Genomic DNA, 26,431 nt, shown 5'->3' on the forward strand with positions numbered 1-26,431 from the left:
GCCGGCGAAGTCGTGAAGCAAAGCGCCATCCGTCCCGGAAAAGCGCATTCCTTCCCCCGCAGAATTGCGGAGGAAGGATAGCACTTTATGGGTGAAGGCTTAGCGGCCGGGCTGCGGCTCGGGCACGAGCGTGCCGCCGCGCGGACGGCCGGCGGTGGGCACGCTGGAGCCCGGACCACGATCGGGAGTCGGCTCCTCATAGGGCGTGCGAACCGGCTTGATGCCCTTCATCAGGCCCGTGACCTCGTCGCCCGAGAGCGTCTCGTATTCGAGCAGGCCCTTGGCGATGGTCTCCAGGTCCTCACGCCGCTCGGTCAGGATGCGGCGCGCCGTCGCCTCGCCGTCCTCGACCAGCTGGCGGACCTCGGCGTCGATCAGGCGCGCCGTCTCTTCCGACATGTTGTTGGACTGCGCGACGGAATGGCCGAGGAACACTTCCTGCTCGTTGGAGCGGTAGCGCACGCGGCCGAGCTTGTCGGACATGCCCCATTCCATGACCATCGAGCGCGCCAGACGGGTGGCCTGCTGGATGTCGCTGGTCGCGCCGTTGGTGACGTTGTCGGGGCCGAAGATCAGCACCTCCGCCTCGCGCCCGCCGAACACCGAAGCGAGCTTCGAGACGCAGTATTGGCGCGAATAGCTCAGACGGTCCTGCTCGGGCAGGTTCATCGTCACGCCCAGCGCGCGGCCGCGCGGGATGATGGTGACCTTGTGGAGCGGGTCGTGCTGCGGGACGCACATGCCGACGAGGGCATGACCGGCCTCGTGATAGGCGGTGAGCTTCTTCTCGTCCTCGGTCATCGCCATGGAGCGGCGTTCCGCGCCCATCATGACCTTGTCCTTGGCGTCTTCCATCTCCGCCTTGCTGACGACGCGCTTGCCGCGCCGCGCCGCGAGCAGCGCCGCCTCGTTGACGAGGTTGGCGAGATCGGCGCCGGAGAAGCCCGGCGTGCCGCGCGCGATGGTGCGCGGCTCGACGTCCGGCGAGAGCGGCACTTTCCGCATATGGACGCGCAGGATCTTCTCGCGGCCCGCGAGGTCGGGATTGGGCACGACCACGTGACGGTCGAAGCGGCCCGGACGCAGCAGGGCGGGATCGAGCACGTCGGGACGGTTGGTCGCCGCGATCAGGATCACGCTCTCATTGGCCTCGAAGCCGTCCATCTCCACCAGCAGCTGGTTGAGGGTCTGCTCGCGCTCGTCATTGCCGCCGCCGAGGCCGGCGCCGCGATGGCGGCCGACCGCGTCGATCTCGTCGATGAAGACGATGCAGGGCGCGTTCTTCTTGGCCTGCTCGAACATGTCACGGACGCGGCTGGCGCCGACGCCGACGAACATCTCGACGAAGTCCGAGCCCGAGATCGTGAAGAACGGCACGTTGGCCTCGCCGGCGATGGCGCGGGCGAGCAAGGTCTTGCCGGTGCCCGGCGGGCCGACCAGCAGCACGCCCTTGGGGATGCGGCCGCCCAGGCGCTGGAATTTCTGCGGATCCTTGAGGAAGTCGACGATCTCCTTGAGATCGTCCTTCGCCTCGTCGACGCCGGCGACGTCCTCGAAGGTCACGCGGCCGGTCCGCTCGGTCAGCATCTTGGCCCTGGACTTGCCGAAGCCCATCGCCTTGCCGCCGCCGGCCTGGAGCTGGCGCATGAAGAAGATCCACACCGCGATCAGCAGCAGCATCGGCAGCGCGTTCAGCAGGATCGAGACCAGGTTGAAGCCGTCGTCGGGCTGCGTCACCGAGATGTTGACGTTGTGCGCCTTCATCGAGGGCACGAGCGCCGGGTCGTTGGACGGCGCGATGGTCGTGAACTGCGTGCCGTTGCTGAGCTCGCCCTTGATGCCCTCGCCCGTCATCGTGACGGCCTTGACCTGGTTGTCGCCCACGTCGTCGAGAAACTTGGAATAGGTGATGTTCTGAACGGCCGCGTCCCGCGCCTTGTTCTGGAACAGGTTGAAAAGGAACACGAGGAGCAGCGCGACGACGATCCAGAGCGCCAGATTGCGAAGATTGTTCAAGGGGCCGTCCTTTCAGCAGGGGCCAAGGCGGTTCACAAGGTTACCCACCTTCCTAGATAGGTACCTTCTACGGCATTGCCAGCCTCGGAAACGTTAAGAAATTTGCGCTGCCGTCGCAATGACAATGCCGAAAGCCGATTAACACAGTCTAATTGCGCCGCTTTTGCGCTCCATGGGGCGCGGGCGATGGGTCGCTTCGGCCCGATTCCCGCACAATCGCCAGGGTTCCGGCGCCAAAAGCTCCTCTTCCGGCCGGCGCCATGAAGAGCCGGCAGCCATGCAGCGTGGCACCTCCGCCCAATTTTCCATCCTTGAGGCGGTCGAACAGACGCTCCAGCCGCTCGAAACGCGGGCGGTAGGCCTGACCCGAAACCAGCATCAGGAGCTGGGCCAGGGCGCGCAGGCCGACTTCGCGGGGAGCGGCGGTCAGGGCGGCGATATCGACATGCAGCGCCGCGTCGCGGAGACGCACCGCGCGGCTGAGGACGGCGGCGGTCACGGATTCCAGCGCCTCGCGGGCGCGCGCCAGATGGCCCGCGGCGGCGGCGATGCGGGCGCGGCTGAGGCCGGCGTCTTCGAGCGCGGGCAGCAGCTTGCGGACGCGGACGCGGGCGAAGCGATCCTCGCCATTCATCGGATCTTCGATCCAGGCGTGCTTCCGGACGGCCAGATGGTCGCGCACGGCGCCGCGTTCGAGCCCAAGCAGCGGACGCACCACAGCGAGCTCGGCGAAGCCGGGCACCGGCCAAGCGGCAACGGGACGCATGGCGGACAGCCCGTCGAGGCCGCTGCCGCGCATCAGGCGAAGCAGGAAGGTCTCGGCCTGGTCGTCGCCGGTGTGGCCCACATAGAGCGCGGAAAGCTTCCTGCCGCGGAGCCATTCGCCCATCAGGCGATAGCGCGCCTCGCGGGCGGCAGCCTCGATCCCCGATGCGGGAGGCGGGCCGCGCCAGCGCAGCACTTTCGACTCGAGACCAGCCTGCTTCGCCCAGCGCGCAACGGCACGCGCGGTGGCGGCCGAGCCTTGCTGCAGACCGTGATCGACCGTGACGACCGCAGGCGGCGCCTGGCGCGCCGCCTTGGCCCAGCCCGCGAGCAGGTGCATCAATGCGATGGAATCGCCGCCGCCGGAGACCGCAACGGCAGCCGGCCAAGGCGCGCCGCCTGCCAGCAGCGCATCCATGGCGGCGGCGAAGCGCGCCTCAAGAGGTTCCGCGGCAGGTTTTGCGCGCGTCGGCGCCTTGTTCGAGGACCGCTTTGGCGGCCTTGGGATATTTGGCCGGGAGCGCGGCAAGGGCGGTGCAGCCTTCCTTCTTCTGGCCGGATGCGATCAGCGCCTGGCCGAGCTTGAGCATACTGTCCGGCGCCCGAACCGAGGTGGGATATTTCTTGATCACCTCGGCAAAGGCGCGCGTCGCGCCGTCATAGTCCTTTTGGACATAGGCGATGTCACCCACCCAATAGACCGCCTGCGGCGCCAGATCGCTGTCCGGATTGGCATCGGCGAAGCCGCGGAAGGCGGCGCGCGCCTCGTCATAGCGCGCCTTGGCGAGCAGGTTCATCGCGCCGCTGAATTGTGCCCGGCCGGCATCCGGCGCCGCAGCCGCCGGACCGCCCGAGGGACCCGCGCCGGCCGGCAGCGTACCGAGCACGCCGGGCGGCGGAGCCAGCGTCCGCGGCGCGGTGTCGGCACTGCGACCGTCGTTCTGCGGCTGCGGCGGAGCGGCAGCCATCGGCGCACCGGCCGACGGCGCGACACTGCCCGGGCACGGCACGGCGTTGGCATCGCCGCCGGTCGAGGCGCCGAGCTGCTGCGCCGCCAGGGCGCAGAGGCGATATTCGAAATCCTTCTGCTGACGGTCGATCTTCGCGTTCAGTTCGCTCACGCGGTGACCGAGCTCTTCGTTCTGGCCCGTCAGATTGCGCACCGAATCTTCGAGATCGCGGATCTTGTCGTTCAGCGCCTTGAGCTGGGCGTCCTGGTCGGCCTCATGCTGCTCACGCGCAAGGCGCGCGGCCTTTTCCTCGTCGCTCTCGCCGAACAGGCCGGCGACGCGGACGAAGCTGCGGTCCTGCGGCTGGACATAGTGAGGCGCCGGCGGCGCGGGCGGTGTTGCAGCCGCGGTGACGGCAAGCCCGATCAGCGCGGCGGAGCTCAGAGCGAGAAGCCTCAGTCCGGTCTTGGTCATCCGCGCCTCCTGTCGAAAAGCCCATTCACAGCCAAGACTTCGCCGAAAATGAGGCTCGGTTCCCTTGCTCTTTCCGGGAAGGCGAAAAAGGGCGCCTTTGGCGGGCGCCCTTTTCCCAAGATCGTGCAGAACCCTTACGAGTTCGCGCCGCCGCTCACGCTGGTGACGCCGCGGCGGTTCTGGGCCCAGCAATCCTCGGTCGATTCCGAGCACACCGGGTGTTCCTTGCCGTAGGACACGGTTTCGACCCGCCCGGCGGACACGCCGAGGCTGACGAGATATTCCTTCACGGCATTGGCGCGGCGGGCGCCGAGCGCGATGTTGTATTCGCGCGTACCGCGCTCGTCGCAATCGCCTTCGACCGTGACGCGGACCGAGGGATATTTCTGCAGCCAGGTCGCCTGGCGCTGCAGCGTGGTCTTGTCGTTGTCCTCGATATTGTAGGCATTGTAGGCGAAATGCACGGTGTCTCCGACATTGACGCGGAGGTCTTCGGCGCTGCCGGGCACGATGGTCGAAGTCGGCGCCGACGTCGTCGGTTCGCTGGCCACCGGAGGCGGCGCGTCATTCACGGGCTTGGGCGTCGAGCTGCAACCCGCGAGTAGGAGCGCGACGGACACCGCAGCCACGCCAACAGAAAGCTTCGTCATAGAATGAGGCTCCTCCAAATGTCGGCGCGACCGTGTGTCCAACAGGGACACGCGCGTTCGGCCATGGAACTTACGATCTAACGCATTCGTGGCCAAAAAGAGCCAAAAATGGGATTACAGGAAGTTTAGAGACGGAACTCCTACTGGATCAAGGGCGACCAGGCCGGATCCGAGGCGTCGCCGGGCGTCGAGACGCGCCGTTCGTTGCGGCCGGTGACGTCGATCGACCAGATCTGGGAGCCGCGACCGCCCTGGACGGTGCGGCCGAACATGATGACGCGGCCATTGGGCGCCCAGGTCGGGCCTTCGTCCTCCCAGCCATTGGTGATGATGCGGGCGCCGCCGCCGTCGGTGTGCATGACGCCAACATGGAATCCGCCGCTCTGGTTGGTAAACGCGATCAGGTCGCCGCGCGGCGACCACACCGGCGTGCCGTTGCGGCCGGCGGCGAAGGAGATGCGGTGCTGGTTCGAGCCGTCGGCGCCCATCACATAGATCTGCTGGCTGCCGCCACGATCGGATTCGAAGGCGATCTGGGTGCCGTCGGGCGAGAAGGACGGCGCGGTGTCGATCCCCGGGTCCGAGGTCAACCGCGTCATGCTGCGGGTCCGCAGGTCCATCACATAGATGTCGGAATTGCCGCCGGATTCCAGCGACAGCGCGACCTTGTTGCCGTCGGGCGAGAAGCGCGGCGAGAAGGTCATGTTGGGGAAATTGCCCAGCACTTCCTGGCGGCCGCTTTCGAGGTCGAAGAGATATACGCGCGGCTTGTTCCCGATATACGACATGTAGGCGATCATCTGCGCGGTCGGGTTGAAGCGCGGCGTGAGCACCAGATAATCGCCGCGGGTCAGGAAGATGGGATTGGCGCCATCCTGGTCCATCACCGCGAGGCGCTTCTTGCGCGCCAGCGCCGGCCCCGATTCCGAGATGAAGACGATGCGGGTGTCGAAATAGCCCTTCTCGCCGGTGATGCGCTCATAGATCGCGTCGGCGATGATATGGGCGATGCGGCGCCAATTGTCGGGCGTGGTGAAATATTGCTGGCCGATCATCTGGCTTTCGCCATAGACGTCCCACAGGCGGAAATCGACACGCAGCCTTCCATCCGGCTGGCCCTGGACCTGGCCGACGACGAGGCCCTGGGCGTTGATCGCACGCCAATTGGCGAATTGCGGCGCAGCCGAGACGCTCAGGATCTTCTCGATGAAGGATTTGGGATCGAGCGGGTGGAACAGCCCCGAACGGTCGAGATCGGCGCGGATCACCTTGGCGATGTTCTGCGCCACCACGGCGTCGGCGGCGTTGGGCGACGCGAAATCGGGGATCGCGATCGGCATGGGCTGCAGATTGCCCTGGTCGACATCGACGCGCAGCGCGGCGTGCGCGGGCATGACAAGGGCGCAGAGCGCAAGCAGCGCCAAAACGAAGTTCTTCATGCGGGTCTCCAAGCTCACTGCCCCATCATCTGACGCGGATCGAAGTGGAACGGATCAATCTCGCTCCACTGATCGTATTTGTCCTTCGGCAATTTGTAGGGCGCACAGGAATAGATCGCACGCCTTGCCGATTCCGCCGCGGCGCGGGTGAACGGATCGCTCGCGGCCCTTGCGGCGGAGTCTGCAGTCAATTGTGGCGGGCGTGCGACGGAGCCGTCCGCATTCAGCAGCAGGTCGAAATCGACCACGAGTTCCTCGGGACGCGGCGCGCCGACCGGCGGGCTCCAGCACGGCTTGATCTGGCTGCGCAACGCATCGCGCAGGTCTGCGGTGGCGGCGTTCATCGCGCCGGCGCCTTGCTGGGTGCGTGCGGCCGGGCGTGCATTGCGCGGCGTCGCGGCGGGGGCGGTGAGCTTGTTGAGCAGCGCGTCGATGTCGTCGCTCTTTTTCTTCGGCGCCGGCGCGGGCACCGGTGCCGGTGTCGCCGGCATCGGCTTGGCAAGCGGCCGCGGCGGCGGCGGCGCGGGTTTGGGGACCACGGGCTCGGACGCGACCGGCGTGGGCTCTTCATCCGCCTGCGGCTGGGGCGGTGTGGGCGTGGGCACCGGCTGCGGTTTGGGTTCGGGCGGCTTGACGTCCTCGGCCGGCTTGGGCTCCCGCGCCACGGTCGGCATGATGTTGGTCTTGTCGGCGATGGGCGTGACGAGATCGACCGGGACGCTGGGCGGCGTCTCGTCGACGATCTCCAGCTTGTGCTGGAAGGTGAACAGCGTCGCGGCGATGATCGCGGCGTGCAGCAGCACGGCCACCACGGCGCCGCCGGCGACGGAGCCGCGTGCGGTGGTGGGGCGGCGCCTAGCGCTCGTCGGGCTTAGGCTTTGCGACATCGGTCACGAGGCCAATATGCGTGAAGCCGGCGGCGGACAGCAGCCCCATCACTTCCATCACGCGGCCGTAATCCACGGCCTTGTCGCCGCGCACGAAGATCCGCTGCTCGTAGCCGTTGGCGGAGATCGCGCCGAGCTTCTCCACCAGGGCATCCTCGGCGATCGGCGTGTTCTGCAGGAAGATCGCGCCGTCGCGCTTGACCGTGATGGAGAGCGGCTCGCGGTCCTGGCCCAGCGTCTGCGCCTTGGTCTTGGGCAGGTCGACCGGCACGCCGACGGTCAGCAGCGGCGCGGTGACCATGAAGACGATGAGCAGCACCAGCATCACGTCCACGAAGGGCGTGACGTTGATCTCCGCCATGGGACGGCGGCGGGCACGTCGCCCGCCCTTGACCCGGCCTTGCAGCGTGGCCGCCATTCAGCGCGCCTTCTCGTCGAGCTGGCGCGACAGGATGGCGGAGAACTCGTCGGCGAAGGCGTCGAGCCGGGTCGAATAGCGGCCGATCTCGTTGACGAAGCGGTTGTAGAAGATGACCGCGGGGATCGCGGCGAACAGGCCCATGGCGGTGGCGAACAGCGCCTCGGCGATGCCCGGCGCGACGACCGCGAGCGTCGTGTTGTGCTGCGCGGCGATGGCGGTGAAGGAATTCATGATGCCCCATACCGTGCCGAACAGGCCGATGAAGGGCGCGACGGAGCCGACCGTGGCGAGGAAGCCGAGCTGGCGCTCCAGCCCGTCGGTCTCGCGCAGGATGGTGACGCTCATCGCCTTCTCGATGCGGTCCTTGATGCCGGGGACCAGCGCCTCGCGCGGCGGGCCGCCTTCGAAGGCGCGGCGCCATTCGCGCAAGGCGGCGACGAAGGTCGCGGCCAGGGGATGATCGGCCTTGGCGGCGAATTGCTGGAACAGCTCGTCGAGCGACTGGCCGGACCAGAAGATCTTCTCGAATTTGGTGGCGCGGCGCTTGAGCGTGCCGAAGGCGATCCACTTGTTGAAGATGATCGTCCACGACCACAGCGAGGCGATCAGCAGCAGCACCATCACCGCCTTCACGATCGGATCGGCGCGCCAGAACACCGACACCACGGAAAGGCCGAGGGCCGGCGGCGTCGCGGATCCGCCGGTGGTCGTGACGTCCACCGCACCGGAGGGCGCGGCGGCGGGGGCGTCGAGATCGTGCGTTTCCGCCGGCGCGCCGGTCGGCGCCGCCGAGGGAACATGCTGCGCCCAGGCGGGCGCGGCGAATGTCAGGAGAAGGGCCGCGAACAGGGCGGCGGTCAGGCGCACGAAACTCATCCAAGACCTCTTCTTGAGGCGCGCGACGCTGCGCGCCGGAACCTTAACGCGCGACCATGTCCGCACGCCGACAAAAGTCATTTAATGTTGGCCGAATTTGGGCGTCAAAGGTTAAGCCCCTGTTTCCAAAAGAAAAGGCAGCAGAAGATCGCGCACCGCCTGGGGAATGCGGCGCGGCTTGCCGGTGAGCGTCATCATGCAGGCCTCGACCTTGCCATGCACCAGCAGCGTGTCGCCGCTGTAAATCTTCTGGTCCGCCCGCATGCGCGCGCCGGAAAGATGCGGACAGGTGGTGCGGACCTCGATCTGGTCCTCCAGCCGCGCGGGACGGAAGAATTCGAGCGTGGCATGGCGCAGCGTCCAGGCCGTGGGTTCCGGATCCTCGAGCGAGGCCATCTTGGTGACGCCGACGAGGCGGAAGAACTCGGTGCGGCCGCGCTCCATGAAACGCAGGTAATTGGCGTGATAGACGACGCCGGAAAGATCGGTGTCCTCGTAGTAGACGCGGAGCGGCAGGATATGGGTCTTGCCCTCGAAGCGGCCGAGACCGGTGGGTTCGGTCATTCGGATTCGCCTGCGTTGAACAGTCCCATCTGCTGAGGATCGCGCGGCGGGGCGGCGAGGCCCAGATGACCATAGGCCGCGGCGGTCAGCAGGCGCCCGCGCGGGGTGCGCTGCACGAAACCCTGCTGCAGCAGGAAAGGCTCGACCACATCCTCCAGCGCGTCGCGCGACTCGCCGAGCGCCGCCGCCAGCGTGTCGATGCCGACGGGGCCGCCGCCGAAGCCTTCGGCGAGCAGCTTCAGATAGCGGCGGTCGAAGGCGTCGAGGCCGCGGCCGTCGACCTCCAGCCGGGTGAGCGCCGCATCGGCGATCTTCGCGTCGACCGTCGCATGGCCCGCGACGGCGGCGACGTCGCGCACGCGCTTGAGCAGCCGGCCGGCGATGCGCGGCGTGCCGCGGGCGCGGCCGGCGATCTCTCGCGCGCCGTCGGCGGTGAGAGCGAGACCCAGGACGCGGGCGCCGCGCTCGACGATCGCGAGCAGCTCCTCCGGCGTGTAGAAGTTCAGCCGCACCGGAATGCCGAAACGGTCGCGCAGCGGCGTGGTGATGAGGCCCGAGCGCGTCGTGGCGCCCACCAGCGTGAAGGGATTGAGCGTGATCTTGACCGAGCGCGCCGACGGTCCCTCGCCGATCACCAGGTCGAGCTCGTAATCCTCCATCGCGGGATAGAGGATCTCCTCGACCACGGGGTTGAGGCGGTGGATCTCGTCGATGAAGAGGACGTCGCGCGGCTCGAGATTGGTGAGGATGGCGGCGAGGTCGCCCGCCTTGGCGAGCACCGGGCCGGAGGTCGAGCGGAAATTCACCCCCAGCTCGCGCGCCACGATCTGCGCCAGCGTGGTCTTGCCCAGACCGGGCGGCCCGGAGAACAGCACGTGGTCCAGCGCCTCGCCGCGCGCCTTGGCGGCCTGGATGAAGATGGAGAGGTTCTCGCGCGCCTGCTGCTGCCCGACGAAATCGGCGAGCCGCTTGGGGCGCATCGAGGCTTCGAGGCTGTCGTCCTCGGTGCGCTCGGGCGTGACGAGGCGTTCGGGCGCGGATTTGGGTTTGGGTGCCATCACGACTCCCACGGATTTACGACATCCAACCCTTCAAACCGGAAGTCCTTGACGTTACGCGTCGCAAACGTGAAGTCGTGGGCCAACGCCGTGGCGCCCAGCTGCGCATCGGCAGTTCGGGCGTGTGGATAGCGCGCCCGCAGATAACCCCATTGGCGGGCCACGATATCATCCAAAATCACGATCCTGCTGGCGAAGAGCTGGCCTACTTCGGTGATCCACAAGTTCAGCTCGCGCTGTTTCGCGGCCACTTTCGATTTCGCGGCGCCGTAGTGGAGCTCCCCGAGCGTGACGACGCTGATGAAAAGCGACATCGGATCCTGGTACTTGAGCCAGGCCAGATAGGCCGGATCAGGCTTCGGCCGGATGCTTTCCGAGACGACACAGGTGTCGAGCAGGATCATCAGAGCACTTTGCGCATTTTTTCGCGCCGGCGCGGCGGCAACTTGAAGTCCGGCACCTTGGGCGCGGAAAGAATCCAGTCGACAAGCGTCTTGGGCTTCGGCTTGCCGGAGCGCTTTTCCCTGATCAACCGCACCTCGAATTTCGGCTTGCCGCGATAGGTGATGATCTGCGGCTCGATCTCGGCCTCGCGCAGGAATTCCGAGAACCGCGCCTTGGCGTCCTGCAGGGCCCAACTCTTTTCCACCGCGTTCTCCTGACTAGTCTGACTAGTCAGATTGTAGATCACCGTCCCATGCCCCGCAAACTCTCCCGGATCAGCATGTCCACCGCCGCCGCGGGACCGAGGTCGTTGGCGGCGCGCGCGACCGATTCCGCCGCGATGCCCTGGCTGTAGCCGAGCTTGACCAGCGCCGCGACGGCATCGGCTTCGGGGCCGCGCGGCGCCACGGCGACGGCGACGCCCGCCTCGTCGTGACCGCGCAGCATCATCGCGGGCGCCTTGTCCTTGAGCTCGGTGACGATCCGCAGCGCGAGCTTGGGGCCGACACCCTGGGCGCGGCCGATCACCGCCTTGTCGGAGAGCGCCAGCGCACGCTCGAGCTCGCGCGACGAGAGCGCCGAGAGCACGTTCAGCGCGACGCGGGCGCCGACATTCTGCACGGTCTGCAGCAGACGGAACCACTCGCGCTCCTCCGCGGAATGAAAGCCGTAGAGCCGGATCGCATCGTCGGAGACCTTGGTCTCGATCATCAGCGAGGCCGGCGCCCCCGCAGCAAGCTTCGACAGCGTCGAGGACGGGCATTGCACCAGATAGCCGACGCCGCCGACGTCGAGGATGGCATGGTCCTCGGCGACGCTGTCCACGATGCCGGTCAGCTTGCCGATCATGAGGCCAGGGCCTGCAGCATGCGGGCGCGGGTGCCCGCGAGATGGGCATGGGCGATGGCGCAGGCCAGCGCGTCGGCGGCGTCCGCCTGGGTGACGCCGCAAGTCGGCAGCAGGCGCCGCACCATCGCCTGGACCTGCTCCTTCTGGGCATGGCCGACGCCGACGACGGATTTCTTGATGTGGTTCGGGGCATATTCGGCGATCTCGAGCCCGGCCTGCGCGGCCGCGAGCAGCGCGACGGCGCGGGCGTGGCCGATCTTCAGCGCGGCCGAGGGATCCTTGGCGACGAAGGCCTGTTCGACCGAGATCGCGGATGGCCGCTGCGCAGCGATCACGACCGCCAGCGCGCTGTGGAGCGCGAGGAGACGCAAGCCCAGCCCTTCGGCGGCGCGGGTCACGATTACTCCATGGGCGATATGGGTCAGGTGCGAGCCGCTGACCGCGATCACGCCCCAGCCCATCCGAGCAAGGCCGGGATCCAGACCCAGGATGCGAATCGTGCCGATGGCCATAGGGCTTTGTGCCCTGTTCGTTCGCGCGGTTCAATGCGGACGGCACGCGCGGCGGGACGGCCGGGATCGACTTGCGTCGTCAGCCCCCCAGCTTGGCCATCAGCGCGTCGCTGAGCTCGTAATTGCCGTAGACGTTCTGCACATCGTCGTGATCGTCGAGGGTTTCGATCAGCTTGACCAGCTGCTCGCCCGCGGCGTCGGGCACGGCCACCGTGTTCTGCGGCCGCCAGACGAAGCCCGACGACGATGGAGCGCCCAGCTTGGCCTCCAGCGCATCGCGCACCGCGATGAAGCCGTCGAGGCCGGTGAGGAATTCATGCGCCTCGTCGGTCGAGACGACTTCGTCGGCACCGACGTCCAGCGCGAGCTCCAGCATCGCGTCGTCGCTGCCCTTGTCCTTCGAATAGACCACCTGGCCGACATGACTGAACATGAAGGCGACGGAATTGGATGCGCCCATCTCGCCGCCGAATTTCGCGAAGGTCGAGCGCACGTCGGCGCTGGTGCGGTTGCGGTTGTCGGTCAGCGCCTCGACGATCAGCGCGACGCCGCCCGGGCCGCGGCCCTCGTAGCGGACCTCGTCATAGCTCTCCGCGTCGCCGCCCTGGCCCTTCTTGATGGCGCGGTCGATCGTGTCCTTGGACATCGACACCGCCTTGGCGGCGATGATCGCGGTGCGCAGGCGCGGATTGTGGGCCGGGTCCGGCAGGCCGGATTTCGAGGCGACCGTGATCTCGCGCCCGAGCTTGGAGAAGAGCTTGGAGCGCTCCTTGTCCTGCTTGCCCTTGCGAAACATGATGTTCTTGAACTGACTATGGCCGGCCATGGGACATCCTTGGAAAGACTGCGCGGAGCGGCGTGAGATAGCCGGGCGGGCGCCGGGTTTTCAAGTGTAGGTTTTTTTCCGGCAAAAATCGCTTTATCGCGTTGTCGGGTCCGCACGGCACCACGCGTCCTTGGACCGGGTGCGACCAGGAGGGAGCCATGCGCTTCATGATGCTGATGATTCCGGACGTCTATAAGCGGCCGGTGCCCGAAGATTTCGTGCCGCCAGCCGATGCGGTCGCGGAAATGGGCAAGTTCAACGCGGCGATGGAGCAGGCCGGCATCCTGCGGACGGCCGAAGGGCTGACTCCACCGATCTTCGCCACGCGCGTCTCGTTCCAGGGCGGCACGCCGCTGGTGACCGACGGCCCGTTCGCCGAGACCAAGGAAGTGCTTGGAGGCTACTGGATCATCGAGGTCGAGAGCCAGGATGTGGCGGTACGCTGGGCGGTCCAATGCCCGGCCGCGCAGGGTGATGTGATCGAGGTGCGTCGGATCTTCGGCCCGGAGGATTTTTCGTCGTAGATTTCGGCCGATGGAGAGTGTTGTTCGGGATACGCAGCGCGATGGCGTTGATCCCGGGCTGGATCGGCTTGGCTGTGAACGTCGCGGGCCTGGTCGCAGGTGGCGCTTCGGGGATCCGATATCCAGCCCTGCTCGCGGCCACCGCTTTTCGCCTGGATCGGCGGCCGGCAGCGATAGACACCGCATTGAGGTCCTGCGACGGGCTGTCGCCGGCCAAGCCACCGCACGCCGCTTGACTTAGTTTATAATAGTTCTAAGTATCACTCGCATCAATTCCCCAACGCGAGGACCCCTTCATGCTCCGTATCGGCGACAAATTCCCCGACTTCGCCCTCACCGGCGTCGTCTCCACCGACCCCAAGACGGCCTTCCAGGACTTCACCCAGGCGAGCGACGCCGGCAAGTGGAAGATCGTGTTCTTCTGGCCCAAGGACTTCACCTTCGTCTGCCCGACGGAGATCGCCGCCTTCGGCAAGCTCAACGGCGATTTCAACGATCGCGATGCCGTCGTCTATGGCATTTCCATCGACAGCGAATTCGTCCACCTGGCCTGGCGGCAGAACCATGCCGACCTCAAGACCCTGCCCTTCCCCATGCTGGCCGACATCAAGCGCGAGCTGACCGGCGCGCTCGGCATCATCGACCCCAAGGCGGGTGTGGCGCAGCGCGCGACTTACATCGTCGATCCCGAGGGCGTGATCCGCTTCGTCTACGTCACCGACCTCGATGTCGGGCGCAATCCGCAGGAAGTGCTGCGCGTGCTCGACGCGCTGCAGACCGACGAGCTCTGCCCCTGCAATTGGCAGAAGGGCGACGAGGTCCTCAAGGCGGCCTGATTGAACCCGATGTCATCCCGGACGGACGCGTCGCGTCCGATCCGGGACCCATCGCGACACTTGCTCCATGGGTCCCGGCTCGACGCGATGCTGACGCATCGCTTGGCCGGGATGACAAGCAGAGCAGAAGAAGGAAAAACCCATGTCTCTCGAACATCTGAAATCGCGCCTTCCCGACTATGCGAAGGATTTGAAGCTCAACCTGTCGTCGCTGGCCGCCGAGCCGGTGCTCTCCGGGCAGCAGCGCGCCGGCACGTTCGTCGCGACCGCCCTGGCGTCGCGCAACGCGGAGGTCACGGGCGCGGTCCTCGCCGAGTTCGGGCCGCAGCTCACGCCCGAGGCGCTCGACGCGGCACGCGCCGCGGCGTCCATCATGGCGATGAACAACATCTATTACCGCTTCACGCATCTGGCATCCGCGCCCGACTACCGGACGCTGCCGGCCAAGCTGCGGATGAACGTCATCGGCAAGCCCGGCGTCGACAAGGCGGATTTCGAGCTGTGGTCGCTCGCGGTCTCGGCGATCAATGGCTGCGGCATGTGCATCGACAGCCATGAGAAGGTGCTGCGCGGCGCCGGCATCACGGTCGAGCAGATCCAGGCCGCGGTGCGCATCGCGAGCGTGGTGCACGCGGTCGCGGCGACGCTGGACGGCGTGGACGCAGAGGCCGCGGCACTCGCCACGGCGGCCTAAGGCTCAGGGTGAAGCACACCCGGCGCCGTCACACCCGCGTCGGGAACGGGTTGCGTTCCTTGAACTGCTTCTGGTGCCAATACGGATAAGGCGGCGTCACGGCGCTCGCCTTGTCCAACACCTTCACCTGCTCCGGCGTGAGATTCCAGCCGACCGCGCCGAGATTGTCGACGAGCTGTTTCTCGTCGCGCGCGCCGATCACCACGGTGGCCACGGTCGGGCGCTGCAGCAGCCAGTTGAGCGCCACCTGCGGCACCGTCTTGTCCACTTCCTTCGCGACCTCGTCGAGTGCGTCGACCACGGTGTAGACGTGCTCGTCCGGAACCGGCGGACCGAAATCGGCGGTGGTGTGCAGGCGGCTGACCTCGGGCAGCGGCGCGCCGCGGCGGATCTTGCCGGTGAGACGGCCCCAGCCGAGCGGCGACCACACCACCGCGCCGACGCCCTGGTCGAGGCCCAGCGGCATCAGCTCCCACTCATAGTCGCGGCCGATCAGCGAGTAATAAGTCTGGTTGGCGACGAAGCGCGGCAGGCCGTAGCGGTCGGCCACCGCCAGCGCCTTCATCAGGTGCCAGCCGGAGAAATTGGAAACGCCGATATAGCCGATCTTGCCGGCGCGGATCAGCGTGTCGAGCGTCGACAGCACCTCTTCCGGCGGCGTCTTGGCATCGAAGCCGTGAAGCTGGAACAGATCGATGTGGTCGGTGCCGAGCCGCTTCAGCGCCGCCTCGACCGCGCGGGTCAGATGGAAGCGCGAACTGCCGACCTCGTTCGGGCCCTGGCCGGAGCGGAAGGTGGCCTTGGTCGAGATCAGCAGCTTGTCGCGGCGCCCCTTGATCGCGGCGCCCAGCACCTCCTCCGCAGCGCCGCCCGAATAGATATCGGCGCTGTCGAACAGGGTCAGGCCATGCTCAAGGCAGACATCGACCAGGCGCGTGGCCTCCGCCGCATCGGTGGCGCCCCAGCCGGCGAGGCCGCCCTTGCCGCCGAAGGTGCCGGTGCCGAAACTGAGGACGGGGACGTTGAAGCCCGAACGGCCGAGCTGGCGATATTCCATGACGTGCTCCTGTGATGGCGGTGGCGCGAGCGTGCTGCGGAAGCGCCCGCCATTCAACCGCGACGGCGACGCGGATAATGCCTAAAGCGACGGCACGGCCTGCTTCAGCCGGCCGCCGACCCGGACCGGCTCGATCCGCGTCGCGAGGCCGCGCGCGCCGGTCTCCACGAACACGCCGCACAGCGTCGCCGGACCCGTCGCGGGCGTGAAGCGGCCGCTCGCCATCTTGGTCACGAAGCGCTGTACGGGCTGGAATTTCTCCATCCCGATCACGCTGTCGTAATCGGCGCAGGCGCCGGCGTCGGTCTGATAGGCCGTGCCGCCGGGAAAGATCTGCGCGTCGGCGCTCGGGATGTGCTGATGGGTGCCGACGACGAAGCTGGCGCGGCCGTCGCAGAAATGGCCCATCGCCATCTTCTCCGAGGTGGCTTCGGCGTGCATGTCGACGACGATCGCATCGGCCGCCTCGCCCAGCGGGCAGGCATCGAGTTCGGCATTCACCGCCGCGAAGGGATCGTCGAGCGCGTCCATGAAGACCCGGCCCATCGCGTTGATCACCAGCACGCGTTCGCCCTTGCGCGTCTGGTAGAGATTGGCACCGCGGCCCGGCGTGCCCTTGGGGTAGTTCACCGGGCGCAGCACCCGGTCCTCGTCGCCGATGAAGCCGAGGATCTCCTTCTGGTCGGCCCAGTGGTTGCCGGTGGTGATCACATCGACGCCGATGGCGAAGAACTCGCGTGCAATGGCCTGGGTGAGACCGAAACCGCCGGCCGCGTTCTCGCCGTTGGCGATCACGAGATCGACCGCGAGCGAATCTTTGAGGCGCGGCAGTTCGGCGGCGACCACGTCGCGGCCCGGCTTGCCGATGATGTCGCCGAGGAAGAGAATGCGCATGGCCCGTCATAGCACAGAACGATAAGGCATCATCGCCGTTTGAGACGGCGGAACCCAAGGTATTTCTACCCGTGCGCGAAGACCCGCACGCCCGTCTCGGTGATCACCGCATCGAGCGGGTGATCGTGCGCCTCGCGCGGCAGGGCCGGCACTTCCTGGCCGGCATAGGCGACGCCAATGGCGCGGACGTCCTTCAGCACCGCAAAGGTACGGTCGTAATAGCCGCCGCCATAGCCGAGGCGATGACCGGTCGCGTCGAAGGCGAGCAGCGGCACCAGCACGACAGCAGGCGTGACGGCCGGCGCCGCGGCAGCCGGCTCGGGAATGCCGTAGGCGTTCGCATTGGCGTGCATCGCATCGCCCATCTTCCAGGCGCGGAAGCTCAGCGGCCGTCCGGGCTCGACCGACGGGAGCGCCAAGGCGTGGCCCCGGGCCGAGAGCGCCGCCATCAAGCCCCGCGGATCGGCCTCGTCCCGGAACGGGAAATAGCCGGCGACGATCGCACCGGGCGCCAGCGCCAGATCGCCGGCATAGCGCGCGACGGCGTCGGCATAGCCGGCGCGAGTAAGCGTGGCGCGATGCGCCCGGGCCCGGGCGCGGAGATCGGCCTTGTTCGACATCGACTGCCCGCTCAAAGGGTCATGGCCCGCGAATGCGGCCACCCAGGTGATCGCAGGGCGCCGGCATCTCCAAGGCGCGATACGATCTCGCGAACCTTTATTCTCAGTGCAGATCCAACTGGGTGGCCCGCATTCGCGGGCCATGACATCGTTATCGTTTCATGCACCACGCAAACAAGCGGACGGAACCGCCATCGCCGTTGGTGTTTGGATCCTCACGGGCCTGCATGTGCAGGTGGGCGCCATATGATCAGGACCACGATCCTGGCCAGGGACAGCTCCCGGTGAGTACCATTAAGGCCCCTGGGCATCGCTAACCTGACGCGCGGGGCAGTATCCGTCCGCCCTTAATATAGGACGTGGGAGGGCCGATTGAAATGGCGGGAGCGGATCAGGCGTGGCCGATCTGCGCCGAGAGCTCTTCCAGCCGTGCCGTCGCGGCCTCGAAGGCGTCGGCGGCGGCGCCTTCGGATTGCGCCAGCTTGCCGCTCACATCCTCATGCGTGCCGCTCAGCGCGCCGAGTTCCTTCTCGCGCAGGTGGAGTTGAGCCGCGACTTCATGATGCTCGTCGGCGATCAGAAGCGCCGCCATCAGCAGCAGGCGCTGGTCGCCGACCTGGCCGACCGAACCCAGCAGCTCCTTCACCTTGTGGTCGACATGCGCCGCGAGGTCGCGCAGATGCGCTTCCTCGCCATCGTCGCAGGCGATGGTGTAGGCACGGCTGTTGACCATGACGTTGACGAGCGGCATGCGTGCCTCCTAGCGGCCGAGGGCGGAGCGGATCTCGGAGATCGCGCCGTCGAGACGGCCTTCGACTTCCTCTGTCGCGCCGGCCAGGGCGCGGTTCTCTTCCTCCAGCTCGGCGATGCGCGCCAGCAGGCGCTCGCGCTCCTCCGTCAGCTCGGCGACCTTGGCACGGGCATCGGCGGCGGCGGCCCGCAGGCCGGGAAGCGCGGCCGCCTGGGTTTCGAGCGCCGTGAGCACGGCATCGAAGCGCTGTACGGCGATATCCAGCCTGCTCATGCGCGCCTCATTTCTCGCGATTCCGTCGGACCCTAGGCCCCTTAGCTGGTGCGGGCAACGCGGAAAAGACGGAAGTTCCGCGGGAGCTGTTTGGACCGTGGAAAATTATCCCCTCGGATGCGGCCGGACGGCGTCATCGCGCGCCCTTGACGGGGTGCGCGCCCGGTCGCTAAGGGCAGTTCCCCGCGCGGAGATAACATCGATGGATTCCAAGATCGCTCCGCCGGAGCAAGCCGAGATCCGCCGCCTCGCCAACGCGATCCGCGGACTTGCGATGGACGCGGTCGAGCAGGCGAAGTCGGGCCATCCCGGCCTGCCGATGGGCATGGCCGACGTGGCCACCGTTCTCTTCGGGCATTTCCTCAAATTCGATCCGGCCGATCCGCACTGGCCGGATCGCGACCGCTTCGTGCTGTCGGCCGGACACGGCTCGATGCTGCTCTACTCGCTGCTCTGGCTGACGGGCTATCCGGGGATCACGCTCGACAACATCAAGCGCTTCCGCCAGATCGACAGTCCCTGCGCCGGACATCCGGAATACGGCCACATCCCCGGCATCGAGACGACCACGGGCCCGCTCGGCCAGGGCATCGCGAATTCGGTGGGCATGGCGCTGGCGGAGCGCATCCTGAACGCGCGGTTCGGCGACGACATGGTCAACCACAAGACCTATGTCATCGCCTCGGACGGCGACCTGATGGAGGGCATCAGCCATGAGGCGATCCATCTTGCGGGGCATCTGAAGCTCAAGAACCTCGTCGTGCTGTGGGACAACAACAACATCACGATCGACGGCGCGCTGTCCCTGTCGGAGACGGGCAACATGATCGAGCGCTTCGAGGCCGCCGGCTGGCAGACCACGGTGTGCGACGGCCATTCCGCGCAGGAGGTCTACCGCGCGCTGCACGACGCGCAGGAATCCGAGAAGCCGGTGCTGATCGCCTGCAAGACGGTCATCGGCTTCGGCTTCCCGACGCGCGCCGGCACCCAGAAGGCGCACAGCGACGCGCCGGGCGCCGAAGAGATCGCGGGCGCGAAGAAGGCGCTCGGCCTGCCGGGCGAAGCCTTCGCGCTGGAAGACGGCGTGCTCGACGACTGGCGCAAGCTTGGCGGCCAGGGCGCCGAAGCACGCGCGGCCTGGCTCAAGCGGGCCGAAGCGAATGCGAAGAAGGAAGATTTCCACGCCGCGATGTCCGGCGCGATCCCGGTGTCGCTGCCGGCGGCGCTGCAGCAACTGAAGCAGACGCTGTCGGAGGAAAAGCCGAACGCCGGCACGCGGCGCACCTCGGAGAAGGTGCTGGAAGTCGTCAACGGTATCCTGCCGACGACGGTCGGCGGCTCGGCGGATCTGACGCCGTCCAACAACACCAAGACCAAGAACATCACCGAGATCAAGCCGGATCATTTCGACGGGCGCTATGTCCATTACGGCATCCGCGAGCACGGCATGGCGGCGGCGATGAACGGCATGGCGCTGCATGGCGGGATCATCCCCTATGGCGGAACGTTCCTTGTGTTCTCCGATTACTGCCGTCCGTCGATCCGACTGGCGTCGCTGATGGGCATCCGTGTGGTGTTCGTGATGACCCACGATTCCATCGGCGTCGGCGAAGACGGCCCGACGCACCAGCCGGTCGAGCACCTGGCGGCGTTGCGCGCCATCCCGCATCTCAACGTCATCCGCCCCGCCGACGCGGTCGAGACGGTGGAGGCCTGGGAGCTGGCGCTGGCGCGGCCGAACGGACCGACCCTGCTCGCCTTCTCGCGCCAGGACGTGCCGACGCTGCGCACCGAACACATCGAGACCAACATGACCGCCAAGGGCGCGTATGAGATCGCCGGTGCGGCCGACGCGAAGGTGACCTTCATCGCGACGGGCTCGGAGGTGAGCCTCGCCATGCAGGCGCGCGAATTGCTGAAGGCGGAGGGCATCGCGGCACGCGTCGTCTCGATGCCGTGCTGGAGCCTGTTCGACGAACAGCCTGCGGCGTACCGTACGCAGGTGCTGGGGCCGGGCACGGTGCAGGTCGCGATCGAGGCCGGCGTCCGCCAGGGCTGGGGCCGCTTTACCGGGGTGCATGGCCGTTTTGTCGGAATGCATGGCTTCGGCGCCAGCGGACCCTATAAAGATGTGTACAAGCATTTCGGCATCACGCCCGAGGCCGCCGCGGATGCGGCCAAAGAGGCGTTGAAGGCGAAGGGTTGATTTCAGGTTTCACCTCCCCGCCGCGCGGGGAGGTCGAAACGCCGAAGGCGTTTCGGGTGGGGCCGTCGCGCATGGCTGCCCCACCCGAAAAACCTTCGCGCTCGCGCGCGAAGCTTTTTCGACCTCCCCCGGTGGGGGAGGTGAATTCTTGGAGGTAATGCAAATGGCAGTTCGCGTCGCAATCAACGGTTTCGGCCGCATCGGGCGGCTGGTGCTGCGCGCCATCGTGGAGAGCGGGCGGCGCGACATCGAAGTCGTGGCGGTCAACGATCTGGGGCCGGTCGAGACCAATGCGCATCTGCTGCGCTACGACTCGGTGCACGGCCGCTTCCCGGCGAGCGTGACGGTCGACGGCGATCACATCATCGCCGCGGGCCACAAGATCAAGGTGACCGCGATCCGCAGCCCGGCCGAGCTGCCGCACAAGGCGCTGGATGTCGACATCGCGCTGGAATGCACCGGCCTGTTCACCGCCAGGGACAAGGCAGCGGCGCATCTGGAGGCCGGCGCCAAGCGCGTGCTGATCTCCGCCCCGGGCGACGGCGTGGATCTCACGGTGGTCTATGGCGTGAACCACGACAAGCTGACCAAGGAACACCTGATCGTCTCCAACGCATCGTGCACGACGAACTGCCTGGTGCCGGTGGCCAAGGTGCTGCATGACGCGGTCGGCATCGAGAAAGGCATGATGACGACGGTGCATTCCTACACCGGCGACCAGCCGACGCTCGACACGATGCACAAGGACCTCTATCGCGGCCGCGCCGCGGCGCTGTCGATGATCCCGACCTCCACCGGCGCGGCGAAGGCCGTCGGACTGGTGCTGCCGGAGCTCAAGGGACGGCTCGACGGCGTGTCGGTGCGCGTGCCCACGCCGAACGTCTCGCTGGTCGACCTGAAATTCATCGCCAAGCGCGCGACCACGGTCGAGGAGATCAACAGCGCGATCAAGGCCGCCGCGGCCGGGCCGCTCAAGGGCATCCTCGACATCGTCGAGGCGCCGCTGGTCTCGAGCGACTTCAACCACAACCCGGCCTCGTCGTCCTTCGCGCTGGACCAGACCAAGGTGATGGACGGCGACTTCGTCAGCGTGATGAGCTGGTACGACAACGAATGGGGCTTCTCCAACCGCATGGCGGACACGGCCGTCGCGATGGGCAAGCTGATTTAATGGCCTTTCGGACGCTCGACGATCTCGCGGTTCGCGGCAAGCGCGTGCTGGTGCGCGCCGATCTCAACGTGCCGATGAAGGATGGCGCCGTCACCGATGCAGTCCGCATCGCGCGCCAGGCGCCGACGATCCGCGAGCTGGCGTCCAAGGGCGCGCGCGTGGTCGTGCTGTCGCATTTCGACCGGCCCAAGGGCAAGGTCGTACCGTCGATGTCGCTGCGTCCCGTCGCGGCGGCGCTGGCGAAGGCCTTGGGCAAGCCGGTCGCCTTCTCGGACGACTGCGTCGGCACCGTGGCGCAGGCCGCCGTGGAAAAGCTCGCGGACGGCGACGTCCTGCTGCTCGAGAACACGCGCTTCCATGCGGGCGAGGAGGCCAACGATCCCGCCTTCGCCAGACAGGTCGCGGCGCTGGGCGAGATCTACGTCAACGACGCGTTTTCGGCGGCGCATCGCGCGCATGCCACGACGGAAGGCCTCGCGCATCTGCTGCCCAATGCGGCGGGACGCTCGATGGAAGCGGAGCTCAGGCATCTCGACAAGGCGCTGGGCGATCCCGAGCGGCCGGTGATGGCGGTGATCGGCGGCGCCAAGGTCTCGACCAAGATCGCGCTGCTGGAGAACCTGGTGAAGCGGGTCGAGACTTTGGTGATCGGCGGCGCCATGGCGAACACCTTCCTCGCCGCCGAGGGCATCGAGGTCGGCAAGTCGCTGGTCGAGCGCGACCATCTGGAGACCGCCCGCCGGGTCGTGCATCTGGCGACGGAGAGCGGCGCGGCGATCCTGCTGCCCGTCGACGCCGTGGTGGCGAAAGAGTTCAAGAGCCATGCGGCGCACCGCACGGTCGATGTCGGTGCCGTCGGGGCGGACGAGATGATCCTCGACGTCGGCGCCAAGAGCATTGAGGCGTTCGGGCGGCGGCTGCTAAATACCCGGACGCTGGTGTGGAACGGACCGTTCGGCGCCTTCGAGACCGAGCCGTTCGACGCGGGAACCGTGGCGGCGGCGAAGCTGGTCGCCGCGGCGACGCAGGCGGGGCGGCTGCTCTCGGTGGCGGGCGGCGGCGACACGGTGGCGGCGCTCAATCATGCGGGCGTGGCGGACGCGTTCACTTATGTCTCGACGGCGGGGGGCGCGTTCCTGGAGTGGCTCGAGGGACAGGAATTGCCGGGCGTCGCGGCGCTGACGGCTCGTGGGGAGTGACATGACAATCGATATCGCAGAATTGAACGCCATCGCGCACAAGATGACCGGCAACGGCAAGGGCATCCTGGCGGCGGATGAGAGCACATCCACGATCAAGAAGCGCTTCGACAAAATCGGCGTCGAGAACGTCGAGACGAACCGCCGCGACTATCGCGAACTTCTGTTCCGCACCGACGCGGCGATGAAGAACTATATCGGCGGCGTGATCCTGTTCGACGAGACGATCCGGCAGAAGGCGGCCGACGGCACCTCGCTAGTGTCTCTGATCGCGGCGTCGGGCGCGGTGCCGGGCATCAAGGTCGATGCCGGCGCCAAGCCGATGGCGCTCGATCCCGGCCAGACGGTGACCGAAGGGCTGGACGGCCTGCGCGAGCGGTTCGTGGAGTATCACAAGCTCGGTGCCCGCTTCGCCAAATGGCGCGCGACCTACGACCCGACCAAGGTCTCCTACAACAGCATCAACGCGAACGCCCAGGCGCTGGCCCGCTATGCGGCGCTGGCGCAGGAGAACGGCATCGTGCCGATCGTCGAGCCCGAAGTGCTGATGGACTACGACAACGACATCGACACCTGCGCCGCGGTGACGGAGTGGGTGCTGAAGGACGTGTTCCAGCAGCTCTACTACGCCAACGTCGCGCTCGAAGGCATCGTGCTGAAGCCGAACATGGTCGTGCCGGGCATGAAATCGCCCAAGCAGGTCAGCGTCGAGGAAGTCGCGGACCGCACGGTGCAGGTCCTCAAGCGCTGCGTGCCGACCGCGGTGCCGGGCGTCGCGTTCCTCTCGGGCGGCCAGTCCGACGAGGATGCCACCGCGCATCTGTCGGCGATGAACGCGCGCCACGACCTGCCCTGGTCGCTGACCTTCTCCTACGGCCGCGCCCTGCAGGCGGCGCCGCAGAAGGCCTGGAGCGGCAAGACGGAGAATGTCGCCGCGGCCCAGGCGGCCTTCCTGCACCGCGCGCACATGAACTCCCTCGCCGCGCTCGGCAAGTGGAGCAAGGACGCAGAGAAGAAGGCGGCGTGAGCGACTGCCGCCTCTATCTGATCACGCCGCCCGCGCTTGAGGCGACGCGCTTTGCGGAGACGCTCAGGCGGACGCTCGGTGCCGGCGATGTCGCGTCGCTGCAGCTGCGGCTGAAAGACGTTTCCGACGACGCGATCCGGCGCGCCGTCGAGATCCTGATGCCGATCGTGCAGCGCGCCGACGTCGCGTTCATCCTCAACGACCGGCCCGACCTCGCGCGCGAGATGCGCTGCGACGGGGTGCATGTAGGGCAGGAGGATGCGTCCTATGGCGAGGCGCGGCTGATCGTCGGCAAGGATGCCGTCGTCGGCGTCACCTGCCACGACTCGCGGCATCTCGCGATGGAAGCGGCCGAGGCCGGGGCGGACTATGTCGCGTTCGGCGCCTTCTTCCCGACTACGACCAAGGAACCCAAGGCGCGGGCTGAGATCGAAACACTGCGCTGGTGGGCGGATTTGATGGTGGTGCCGCAGGTCGCGATCGGCGGGATCACCGTGCAGAACGCGCCGCCGCTGGTCGCGGCGGGGGCGGATTTCCTTGCCGTGTCCTCCGGCGTGTGGGATTACCCGGACGGCCCGGCCGCGGCGGTCGCGGCGTTCAACGCGCTGTTCTAGGCGCCGCGATCTTGGAAGAGGCTTCATGAAGGCGCGCAAGCGCTCCGCCGGGGCGACGGTGGAGATCGACGGGCACCTGCTGTGCTGGACGCTGCTGCGCGAGGCGCAATACACCTCGAGCGACGGCTACAAGGGCATGGCGTTCTCGGTGCGGGCCGAGGGCCGCAAGGTGTTCCGCGAGCTGGTGCTGGAGTTTCCCTTTCCCAAGCGCAAGTACCGTTTCGCGCACCAGGAAAAGGAGCGGATTTCGCCGCAGATCGTCGAGGCCGGCATCCGCCAGGCCATGGCGGCGGGCTGGGACCCGGTGTCGCGCGGCCGGGTGTTCGCCTACCAGGTCGAGGCGGAGGACGGCGCCGCCTCGTGAGGAGGGTGGAAGTGGCGCCGCCGCTCTGCTATCACCCGCGCGCTCTTTCTCAGTTCGAACCGACAAACCGCGCCTAAGGAGGCGTTCCGCGCTCATGGCCAAGATCACCGGCAACGAAATCTCTCCCGGCACGCTGATCGAGTTCGACGGCGGGCTGTGGGTCGCGGTCAAGACGCAGAAGGTCAAGCCCGGCAAGGGCGGCGCCTACAACCAGGTCGAGCTGAAGCACATCATCCAGGGCACCAAGCTCAACCAGCGCTTCCGCTCCGACGAGACGGTCGACGAGATCTATCTCGACAAGAAGGACTTCAACTTCCTCTACGCCACCGGCGACATGCTGACCTTCATGGACATCGAGACCTACGACCAGATCGAGCTGCAGGCCGACTGGGTCGGCGACCAGGCGCAATTCCTCGCGGACGGGATGAAGGTGATGCTGCAGCTCTACGAGGGCAAGCCGATCTCCATCAAGCTGCCGCAGCAGGTGACGCTCGAAGTCGTCGAGGCCGATCCGGTGCTGCGCGGCGGCACGGCGGCACCGTCCTACAAGGGCGCCAAGCTCGAGAACGGGATGGCGATCCAGGTGCCGCCCTTCGTCGAGGCGGGCACGAAGATCGTGGTCTCGACCGAAGACGGCTCCTACGTCCGGCGGGCGGAGTAATGCCCTATCTCTCCCCGGCCCTGAATGTGATGATCGCCGCGGCCCGCAAGGCGGGACGGCGGCTGATCCGCGATTTCGGCGAGATCGAGAACCTCCAGGTCTCGATGAAGGGCCCGGCGGATTTCGTCTCGACCGCCGACAAACGGACCGAGAACCAGCTCGTCGAGGAATTGCAGAAAGCGCGGCAGGGCTATTGCTTCCTCACCGAGGAGGCGGGCGCGATCGACGGGCCGGACAAGAGCCATCGCTTCATCATCGATCCGATCGACGGCACGACGAACTTCCTGCACGGCATCCCGCATTTCGCGATCTCCATCGGATTGGAGCGCGACGGGCAATTGGTGTCGGGGGTGATCTACAACCCGGTGACCGACGAGATGTATGTCGCGGAGAAGGGCGGCGGCGCCTATCTCAACGACAAGCGCTTGCGCGTTGCGGCGCGCAAGAAGCTCAACGAGGTGGTGCTGGCGACCGGCATCCCGTTCCTCGGGCGTCCGGGACACGAGCTGTTCAGCGCCGAGCTGGGCGCGGCGATGGGCGCGGTGGCCGGCGTGCGGCGCTTCGGCGCGGCGAGCCTGGACCTCGCCTATGTCGCGGCCGGTCGATTCGACGGCTATTGGGAGCGCGGGCTGAATTCCTGGGACGTGGCGGCGGGGATCCTGCTGGTGCGCGAGGCCGGCGGCGTGGTCACCGACCTTGGCGGCGGCGCGGACGCGCTGCATGGCGGCACCATCCTGGCGACCAACGAGCACCTGCATCAGCCGGTCCTGAAGCTTTTGAAAGACGCGGGCAAGGCGGCCAAGAGTTGA

At 67.2% G+C, this 26,431-nt stretch carries 31 protein-coding genes and 1 other RNA gene; 11 read left to right on the forward strand and 21 right to left on the reverse strand.

Going from position 1 to position 26,431, the window contains the following annotated elements; translation table 11 throughout:
* Nucleotides 1-99 precede the first annotated feature (99 nt).
* The 15 genes from ftsH to WDM91_10285 all read right to left on the reverse strand — a co-directional run bounded on the left by ftsH (nucleotide 100) and on the right by WDM91_10285 (nucleotide 12,731).
* Nucleotides 100-2,016, reverse strand: a complete 1,917-nt coding sequence (gene ftsH / locus WDM91_10215) for an ATP-dependent zinc metalloprotease FtsH (GenBank protein MEI9994958.1) — start codon at nucleotides 2,014-2,016, stop codon at nucleotides 100-102.
* Between the two features lie 148 nt (nucleotides 2,017-2,164).
* The gene (gene tilS, locus WDM91_10220) at nucleotides 2,165-3,199 is read right to left on the reverse strand and encodes a tRNA lysidine(34) synthetase TilS (GenBank protein MEI9994959.1); all 1,035 of its coding nucleotides are present in this window, start codon (nucleotides 3,197-3,199) and stop codon (nucleotides 2,165-2,167) included.
* Nucleotides 3,200-3,218: 19 nt separating this feature from the next.
* Nucleotides 3,219-4,205 (reverse strand): tol-pal system protein YbgF, encoded by a 987-nt coding sequence (ybgF, locus tag WDM91_10225; GenBank protein ID MEI9994960.1) that lies wholly within the window; start codon nucleotides 4,203-4,205, stop codon nucleotides 3,219-3,221.
* Nucleotides 4,206-4,339: 134 nt separating this feature from the next.
* Complete coding sequence (gene pal / locus WDM91_10230; GenBank protein ID MEI9994961.1) at nucleotides 4,340-4,855, reverse strand: peptidoglycan-associated lipoprotein Pal; 516 nt, start codon at nucleotides 4,853-4,855, stop codon at nucleotides 4,340-4,342.
* Between the two features lie 140 nt (nucleotides 4,856-4,995).
* On the reverse strand, nucleotides 4,996-6,294 hold the full coding sequence (gene tolB, locus WDM91_10235; protein MEI9994962.1) for a Tol-Pal system beta propeller repeat protein TolB: 1,299 nt from the start codon (nucleotides 6,292-6,294) through the stop codon (nucleotides 4,996-4,998).
* A gap of 14 nt (nucleotides 6,295-6,308) precedes the next feature.
* Entirely contained in the window at nucleotides 6,309-7,181 is an 873-nt protein-coding gene (locus WDM91_10240; protein MEI9994963.1) for a hypothetical protein, read from the reverse strand.
* Nucleotides 7,150-7,599: a protein TolR gene (gene tolR / locus WDM91_10245; protein MEI9994964.1), complete on the reverse strand. Its 450-nt coding sequence runs from the start codon at nucleotides 7,597-7,599 to the stop codon at nucleotides 7,150-7,152. Before tolR ends, WDM91_10240 begins: the two co-directional genes overlap by 32 nt.
* Nucleotides 7,600-8,478: a protein TolQ gene (gene tolQ / locus WDM91_10250; protein ID MEI9994965.1), complete on the reverse strand. Its 879-nt coding sequence runs from the start codon at nucleotides 8,476-8,478 to the stop codon at nucleotides 7,600-7,602. It abuts the gene before it with no gap.
* Nucleotides 8,479-8,589: 111 nt separating this feature from the next.
* The gene (locus tag WDM91_10255) at nucleotides 8,590-9,042 is read right to left on the reverse strand and encodes a YbgC/FadM family acyl-CoA thioesterase (GenBank protein MEI9994966.1); all 453 of its coding nucleotides are present in this window, start codon (nucleotides 9,040-9,042) and stop codon (nucleotides 8,590-8,592) included.
* Nucleotides 9,039-10,100 (reverse strand): Holliday junction branch migration DNA helicase RuvB, encoded by a 1,062-nt coding sequence (gene ruvB / locus WDM91_10260; protein ID MEI9994967.1) that lies wholly within the window; start codon nucleotides 10,098-10,100, stop codon nucleotides 9,039-9,041. Before ruvB ends, WDM91_10255 begins: the two co-directional genes overlap by 4 nt.
* Nucleotides 10,100-10,504, reverse strand: coding sequence for a type II toxin-antitoxin system VapC family toxin (locus WDM91_10265; GenBank protein MEI9994968.1), 405 nt, complete (start codon nucleotides 10,502-10,504; stop codon nucleotides 10,100-10,102). The genes ruvB and WDM91_10265 overlap by 1 nt, the downstream gene beginning before the upstream one ends.
* The gene (locus WDM91_10270) at nucleotides 10,504-10,749 is read right to left on the reverse strand and encodes a type II toxin-antitoxin system prevent-host-death family antitoxin (protein ID MEI9994969.1); all 246 of its coding nucleotides are present in this window, start codon (nucleotides 10,747-10,749) and stop codon (nucleotides 10,504-10,506) included. The genes WDM91_10265 and WDM91_10270 overlap by 1 nt, the downstream gene beginning before the upstream one ends.
* Before the next feature lie 38 nt (nucleotides 10,750-10,787).
* Nucleotides 10,788-11,393 carry a Holliday junction branch migration protein RuvA gene (ruvA, locus tag WDM91_10275; GenBank protein ID MEI9994970.1) on the reverse strand — a complete coding sequence of 202 codons (606 nt, stop codon included), beginning with the start codon at nucleotides 11,391-11,393 and terminating at the stop codon, nucleotides 10,788-10,790.
* Nucleotides 11,390-11,905, reverse strand: a complete 516-nt coding sequence (gene ruvC, locus WDM91_10280; protein MEI9994971.1) for a crossover junction endodeoxyribonuclease RuvC — start codon at nucleotides 11,903-11,905, stop codon at nucleotides 11,390-11,392. The genes ruvA and ruvC overlap by 4 nt, the downstream gene beginning before the upstream one ends.
* A 79-nt stretch (nucleotides 11,906-11,984) precedes the next feature.
* Entirely contained in the window at nucleotides 11,985-12,731 is a 747-nt protein-coding gene (locus WDM91_10285; GenBank protein ID MEI9994972.1) for a YebC/PmpR family DNA-binding transcriptional regulator, read from the reverse strand.
* 158 nt (nucleotides 12,732-12,889) lie between these two features.
* On the opposite strand from WDM91_10285, the gene WDM91_10290 reads away from it, so the two are divergent.
* From WDM91_10290 to WDM91_10300, 3 genes are all read left to right on the forward strand, one after another.
* Entirely contained in the window at nucleotides 12,890-13,255 is a 366-nt protein-coding gene (locus WDM91_10290; protein MEI9994973.1) for a YciI family protein, read from the forward strand.
* Between the two features lie 296 nt (nucleotides 13,256-13,551).
* Nucleotides 13,552-14,091 (forward strand): peroxiredoxin, encoded by a 540-nt coding sequence (locus WDM91_10295; GenBank protein ID MEI9994974.1) that lies wholly within the window; start codon nucleotides 13,552-13,554, stop codon nucleotides 14,089-14,091.
* Between the two features lie 142 nt (nucleotides 14,092-14,233).
* Nucleotides 14,234-14,785: a carboxymuconolactone decarboxylase family protein gene (locus tag WDM91_10300; protein ID MEI9994975.1), complete on the forward strand. Its 552-nt coding sequence runs from the start codon at nucleotides 14,234-14,236 to the stop codon at nucleotides 14,783-14,785.
* 28 nt (nucleotides 14,786-14,813) lie between these two features.
* Here WDM91_10300 and WDM91_10305 read toward each other — a convergent pair whose 3' ends face one another.
* The 6 genes from WDM91_10305 to WDM91_10330 form a co-directional block, all read right to left on the reverse strand.
* The gene (locus WDM91_10305) at nucleotides 14,814-15,842 is read right to left on the reverse strand and encodes an aldo/keto reductase (GenBank protein MEI9994976.1); all 1,029 of its coding nucleotides are present in this window, start codon (nucleotides 15,840-15,842) and stop codon (nucleotides 14,814-14,816) included.
* A gap of 81 nt (nucleotides 15,843-15,923) precedes the next feature.
* Nucleotides 15,924-16,736 (reverse strand): TIGR00282 family metallophosphoesterase, encoded by an 813-nt coding sequence (locus WDM91_10310; protein MEI9994977.1) that lies wholly within the window; start codon nucleotides 16,734-16,736, stop codon nucleotides 15,924-15,926.
* Between the two features lie 65 nt (nucleotides 16,737-16,801).
* Nucleotides 16,802-17,356, reverse strand: coding sequence for a 5-formyltetrahydrofolate cyclo-ligase (locus WDM91_10315; GenBank protein MEI9994978.1), 555 nt, complete (start codon nucleotides 17,354-17,356; stop codon nucleotides 16,802-16,804).
* Between the two features lie 182 nt (nucleotides 17,357-17,538).
* Nucleotides 17,539-17,696: non-coding RNA, 6S RNA (gene ssrS / locus WDM91_10320), on the reverse strand.
* Between the two features lie 51 nt (nucleotides 17,697-17,747).
* The gene (gene zapA / locus WDM91_10325; GenBank protein MEI9994979.1) at nucleotides 17,748-18,107 is read right to left on the reverse strand and encodes a cell division protein ZapA; all 360 of its coding nucleotides are present in this window, start codon (nucleotides 18,105-18,107) and stop codon (nucleotides 17,748-17,750) included.
* 9 nt (nucleotides 18,108-18,116) lie between these two features.
* The gene (locus WDM91_10330) at nucleotides 18,117-18,380 is read right to left on the reverse strand and encodes a DUF4164 family protein (GenBank protein MEI9994980.1); all 264 of its coding nucleotides are present in this window, start codon (nucleotides 18,378-18,380) and stop codon (nucleotides 18,117-18,119) included.
* A 202-nt stretch (nucleotides 18,381-18,582) separates the two neighbouring features.
* Here WDM91_10330 and tkt point away from each other — a divergent pair, with 202 nt between their 5' ends.
* The 8 genes from tkt to WDM91_10370 all read left to right on the forward strand — a co-directional run bounded on the left by tkt (nucleotide 18,583) and on the right by WDM91_10370 (nucleotide 26,431).
* A complete protein-coding gene (gene tkt / locus WDM91_10335; GenBank protein MEI9994981.1) occupies nucleotides 18,583-20,586 on the forward strand; it encodes a transketolase in 2,004 nt (667 codons plus the stop codon).
* 163 nt (nucleotides 20,587-20,749) lie between these two features.
* Entirely contained in the window at nucleotides 20,750-21,757 is a 1,008-nt protein-coding gene (gene gap, locus WDM91_10340) for a type I glyceraldehyde-3-phosphate dehydrogenase (GenBank protein MEI9994982.1), read from the forward strand.
* The gene (locus tag WDM91_10345) at nucleotides 21,757-22,956 is read left to right on the forward strand and encodes a phosphoglycerate kinase (GenBank protein MEI9994983.1); all 1,200 of its coding nucleotides are present in this window, start codon (nucleotides 21,757-21,759) and stop codon (nucleotides 22,954-22,956) included. Before gap ends, WDM91_10345 begins: the two co-directional genes overlap by 1 nt.
* Before the next feature lies 1 nt (nucleotide 22,957).
* The gene (locus WDM91_10350) at nucleotides 22,958-23,983 is read left to right on the forward strand and encodes a class I fructose-bisphosphate aldolase (GenBank protein ID MEI9994984.1); all 1,026 of its coding nucleotides are present in this window, start codon (nucleotides 22,958-22,960) and stop codon (nucleotides 23,981-23,983) included.
* A complete protein-coding gene (gene thiE, locus WDM91_10355; protein MEI9994985.1) occupies nucleotides 23,980-24,597 on the forward strand; it encodes a thiamine phosphate synthase in 618 nt (205 codons plus the stop codon). Before WDM91_10350 ends, thiE begins: the two co-directional genes overlap by 4 nt.
* Nucleotides 24,598-24,622: 25 nt before the next feature.
* Nucleotides 24,623-24,961, forward strand: coding sequence for a hypothetical protein (locus WDM91_10360; GenBank protein MEI9994986.1), 339 nt, complete (start codon nucleotides 24,623-24,625; stop codon nucleotides 24,959-24,961).
* Nucleotides 24,962-25,055: 94 nt separating this feature from the next.
* Nucleotides 25,056-25,622 carry an elongation factor P gene (efp, locus tag WDM91_10365; protein MEI9994987.1) on the forward strand — a complete coding sequence of 189 codons (567 nt, stop codon included), beginning with the start codon at nucleotides 25,056-25,058 and terminating at the stop codon, nucleotides 25,620-25,622.
* Nucleotides 25,622-26,431 carry an inositol monophosphatase family protein gene (locus WDM91_10370; GenBank protein ID MEI9994988.1) on the forward strand — a complete coding sequence of 270 codons (810 nt, stop codon included), beginning with the start codon at nucleotides 25,622-25,624 and terminating at the stop codon, nucleotides 26,429-26,431. Before efp ends, WDM91_10370 begins: the two co-directional genes overlap by 1 nt.

Origin of the sequence: Rhizomicrobium sp. (assembly GCA_037200385.1) — a bacterium.
In the GTDB taxonomy this organism is placed as follows: Bacteria; Pseudomonadota; Alphaproteobacteria; order Micropepsales; family Micropepsaceae; genus Rhizomicrobium.

Excerpts from the sequence above, each read along its gene's own strand:
- WDM91_10295 (MEI9994974.1), top strand. The coding sequence starts at position 13,552 with ATGCTCCGTATCGGCGACAAATTCCCCGACTTCGCCCTCACCGGCGTC.
- ruvB (MEI9994967.1), bottom strand. The coding sequence starts at position 10,100 with ATGGCACCCAAACCCAAATCCGCGCCCGAACGCCTCGTCACGCCCGAG.
- pal (MEI9994961.1), bottom strand. The coding sequence starts at position 4,855 with ATGACGAAGCTTTCTGTTGGCGTGGCTGCGGTGTCCGTCGCGCTCCTA.
- efp (MEI9994987.1), top strand. The coding sequence starts at position 25,056 with ATGGCCAAGATCACCGGCAACGAAATCTCTCCCGGCACGCTGATCGAG.
- tolR (MEI9994964.1), bottom strand. The coding sequence starts at position 7,599 with ATGGCGGCCACGCTGCAAGGCCGGGTCAAGGGCGGGCGACGTGCCCGC.
- WDM91_10315 (MEI9994978.1), bottom strand. The coding sequence starts at position 17,356 with ATGTCGAACAAGGCCGATCTCCGCGCCCGGGCCCGGGCGCATCGCGCC.
- WDM91_10350 (MEI9994984.1), top strand. The coding sequence starts at position 22,958 with ATGACAATCGATATCGCAGAATTGAACGCCATCGCGCACAAGATGACC.
- WDM91_10310 (MEI9994977.1), bottom strand. The coding sequence starts at position 16,736 with ATGCGCATTCTCTTCCTCGGCGACATCATCGGCAAGCCGGGCCGCGAC.
- tkt (MEI9994981.1), top strand. The coding sequence starts at position 18,583 with ATGGATTCCAAGATCGCTCCGCCGGAGCAAGCCGAGATCCGCCGCCTC.
- WDM91_10305 (MEI9994976.1), bottom strand. The coding sequence starts at position 15,842 with ATGGAATATCGCCAGCTCGGCCGTTCGGGCTTCAACGTCCCCGTCCTC.
- zapA (MEI9994979.1), bottom strand. The coding sequence starts at position 18,107 with ATGCCGCTCGTCAACGTCATGGTCAACAGCCGTGCCTACACCATCGCC.
- WDM91_10285 (MEI9994972.1), bottom strand. The coding sequence starts at position 12,731 with ATGGCCGGCCATAGTCAGTTCAAGAACATCATGTTTCGCAAGGGCAAG.
- ruvC (MEI9994971.1), bottom strand. The coding sequence starts at position 11,905 with ATGGCCATCGGCACGATTCGCATCCTGGGTCTGGATCCCGGCCTTGCT.
- tolQ (MEI9994965.1), bottom strand. The coding sequence starts at position 8,478 with ATGAGTTTCGTGCGCCTGACCGCCGCCCTGTTCGCGGCCCTTCTCCTG.
- WDM91_10360 (MEI9994986.1), top strand. The coding sequence starts at position 24,623 with ATGAAGGCGCGCAAGCGCTCCGCCGGGGCGACGGTGGAGATCGACGGG.
- WDM91_10265 (MEI9994968.1), bottom strand. The coding sequence starts at position 10,504 with ATGATCCTGCTCGACACCTGTGTCGTCTCGGAAAGCATCCGGCCGAAG.
- tilS (MEI9994959.1), bottom strand. The coding sequence starts at position 3,199 with ATGGATGCGCTGCTGGCAGGCGGCGCGCCTTGGCCGGCTGCCGTTGCG.
- tolB (MEI9994962.1), bottom strand. The coding sequence starts at position 6,294 with ATGAAGAACTTCGTTTTGGCGCTGCTTGCGCTCTGCGCCCTTGTCATG.
- WDM91_10290 (MEI9994973.1), top strand. The coding sequence starts at position 12,890 with ATGCGCTTCATGATGCTGATGATTCCGGACGTCTATAAGCGGCCGGTG.
- WDM91_10255 (MEI9994966.1), bottom strand. The coding sequence starts at position 9,042 with ATGACCGAACCCACCGGTCTCGGCCGCTTCGAGGGCAAGACCCATATC.
- WDM91_10370 (MEI9994988.1), top strand. The coding sequence starts at position 25,622 with ATGCCCTATCTCTCCCCGGCCCTGAATGTGATGATCGCCGCGGCCCGC.
- WDM91_10300 (MEI9994975.1), top strand. The coding sequence starts at position 14,234 with ATGTCTCTCGAACATCTGAAATCGCGCCTTCCCGACTATGCGAAGGAT.
- WDM91_10240 (MEI9994963.1), bottom strand. The coding sequence starts at position 7,181 with ATGTCGCAAAGCCTAAGCCCGACGAGCGCTAGGCGCCGCCCCACCACC.
- gap (MEI9994982.1), top strand. The coding sequence starts at position 20,750 with ATGGCAGTTCGCGTCGCAATCAACGGTTTCGGCCGCATCGGGCGGCTG.
- WDM91_10330 (MEI9994980.1), bottom strand. The coding sequence starts at position 18,380 with ATGAGCAGGCTGGATATCGCCGTACAGCGCTTCGATGCCGTGCTCACG.
- ybgF (MEI9994960.1), bottom strand. The coding sequence starts at position 4,205 with ATGACCAAGACCGGACTGAGGCTTCTCGCTCTGAGCTCCGCCGCGCTG.
- ruvA (MEI9994970.1), bottom strand. The coding sequence starts at position 11,393 with ATGATCGGCAAGCTGACCGGCATCGTGGACAGCGTCGCCGAGGACCAT.
- WDM91_10345 (MEI9994983.1), top strand. The coding sequence starts at position 21,757 with ATGGCCTTTCGGACGCTCGACGATCTCGCGGTTCGCGGCAAGCGCGTG.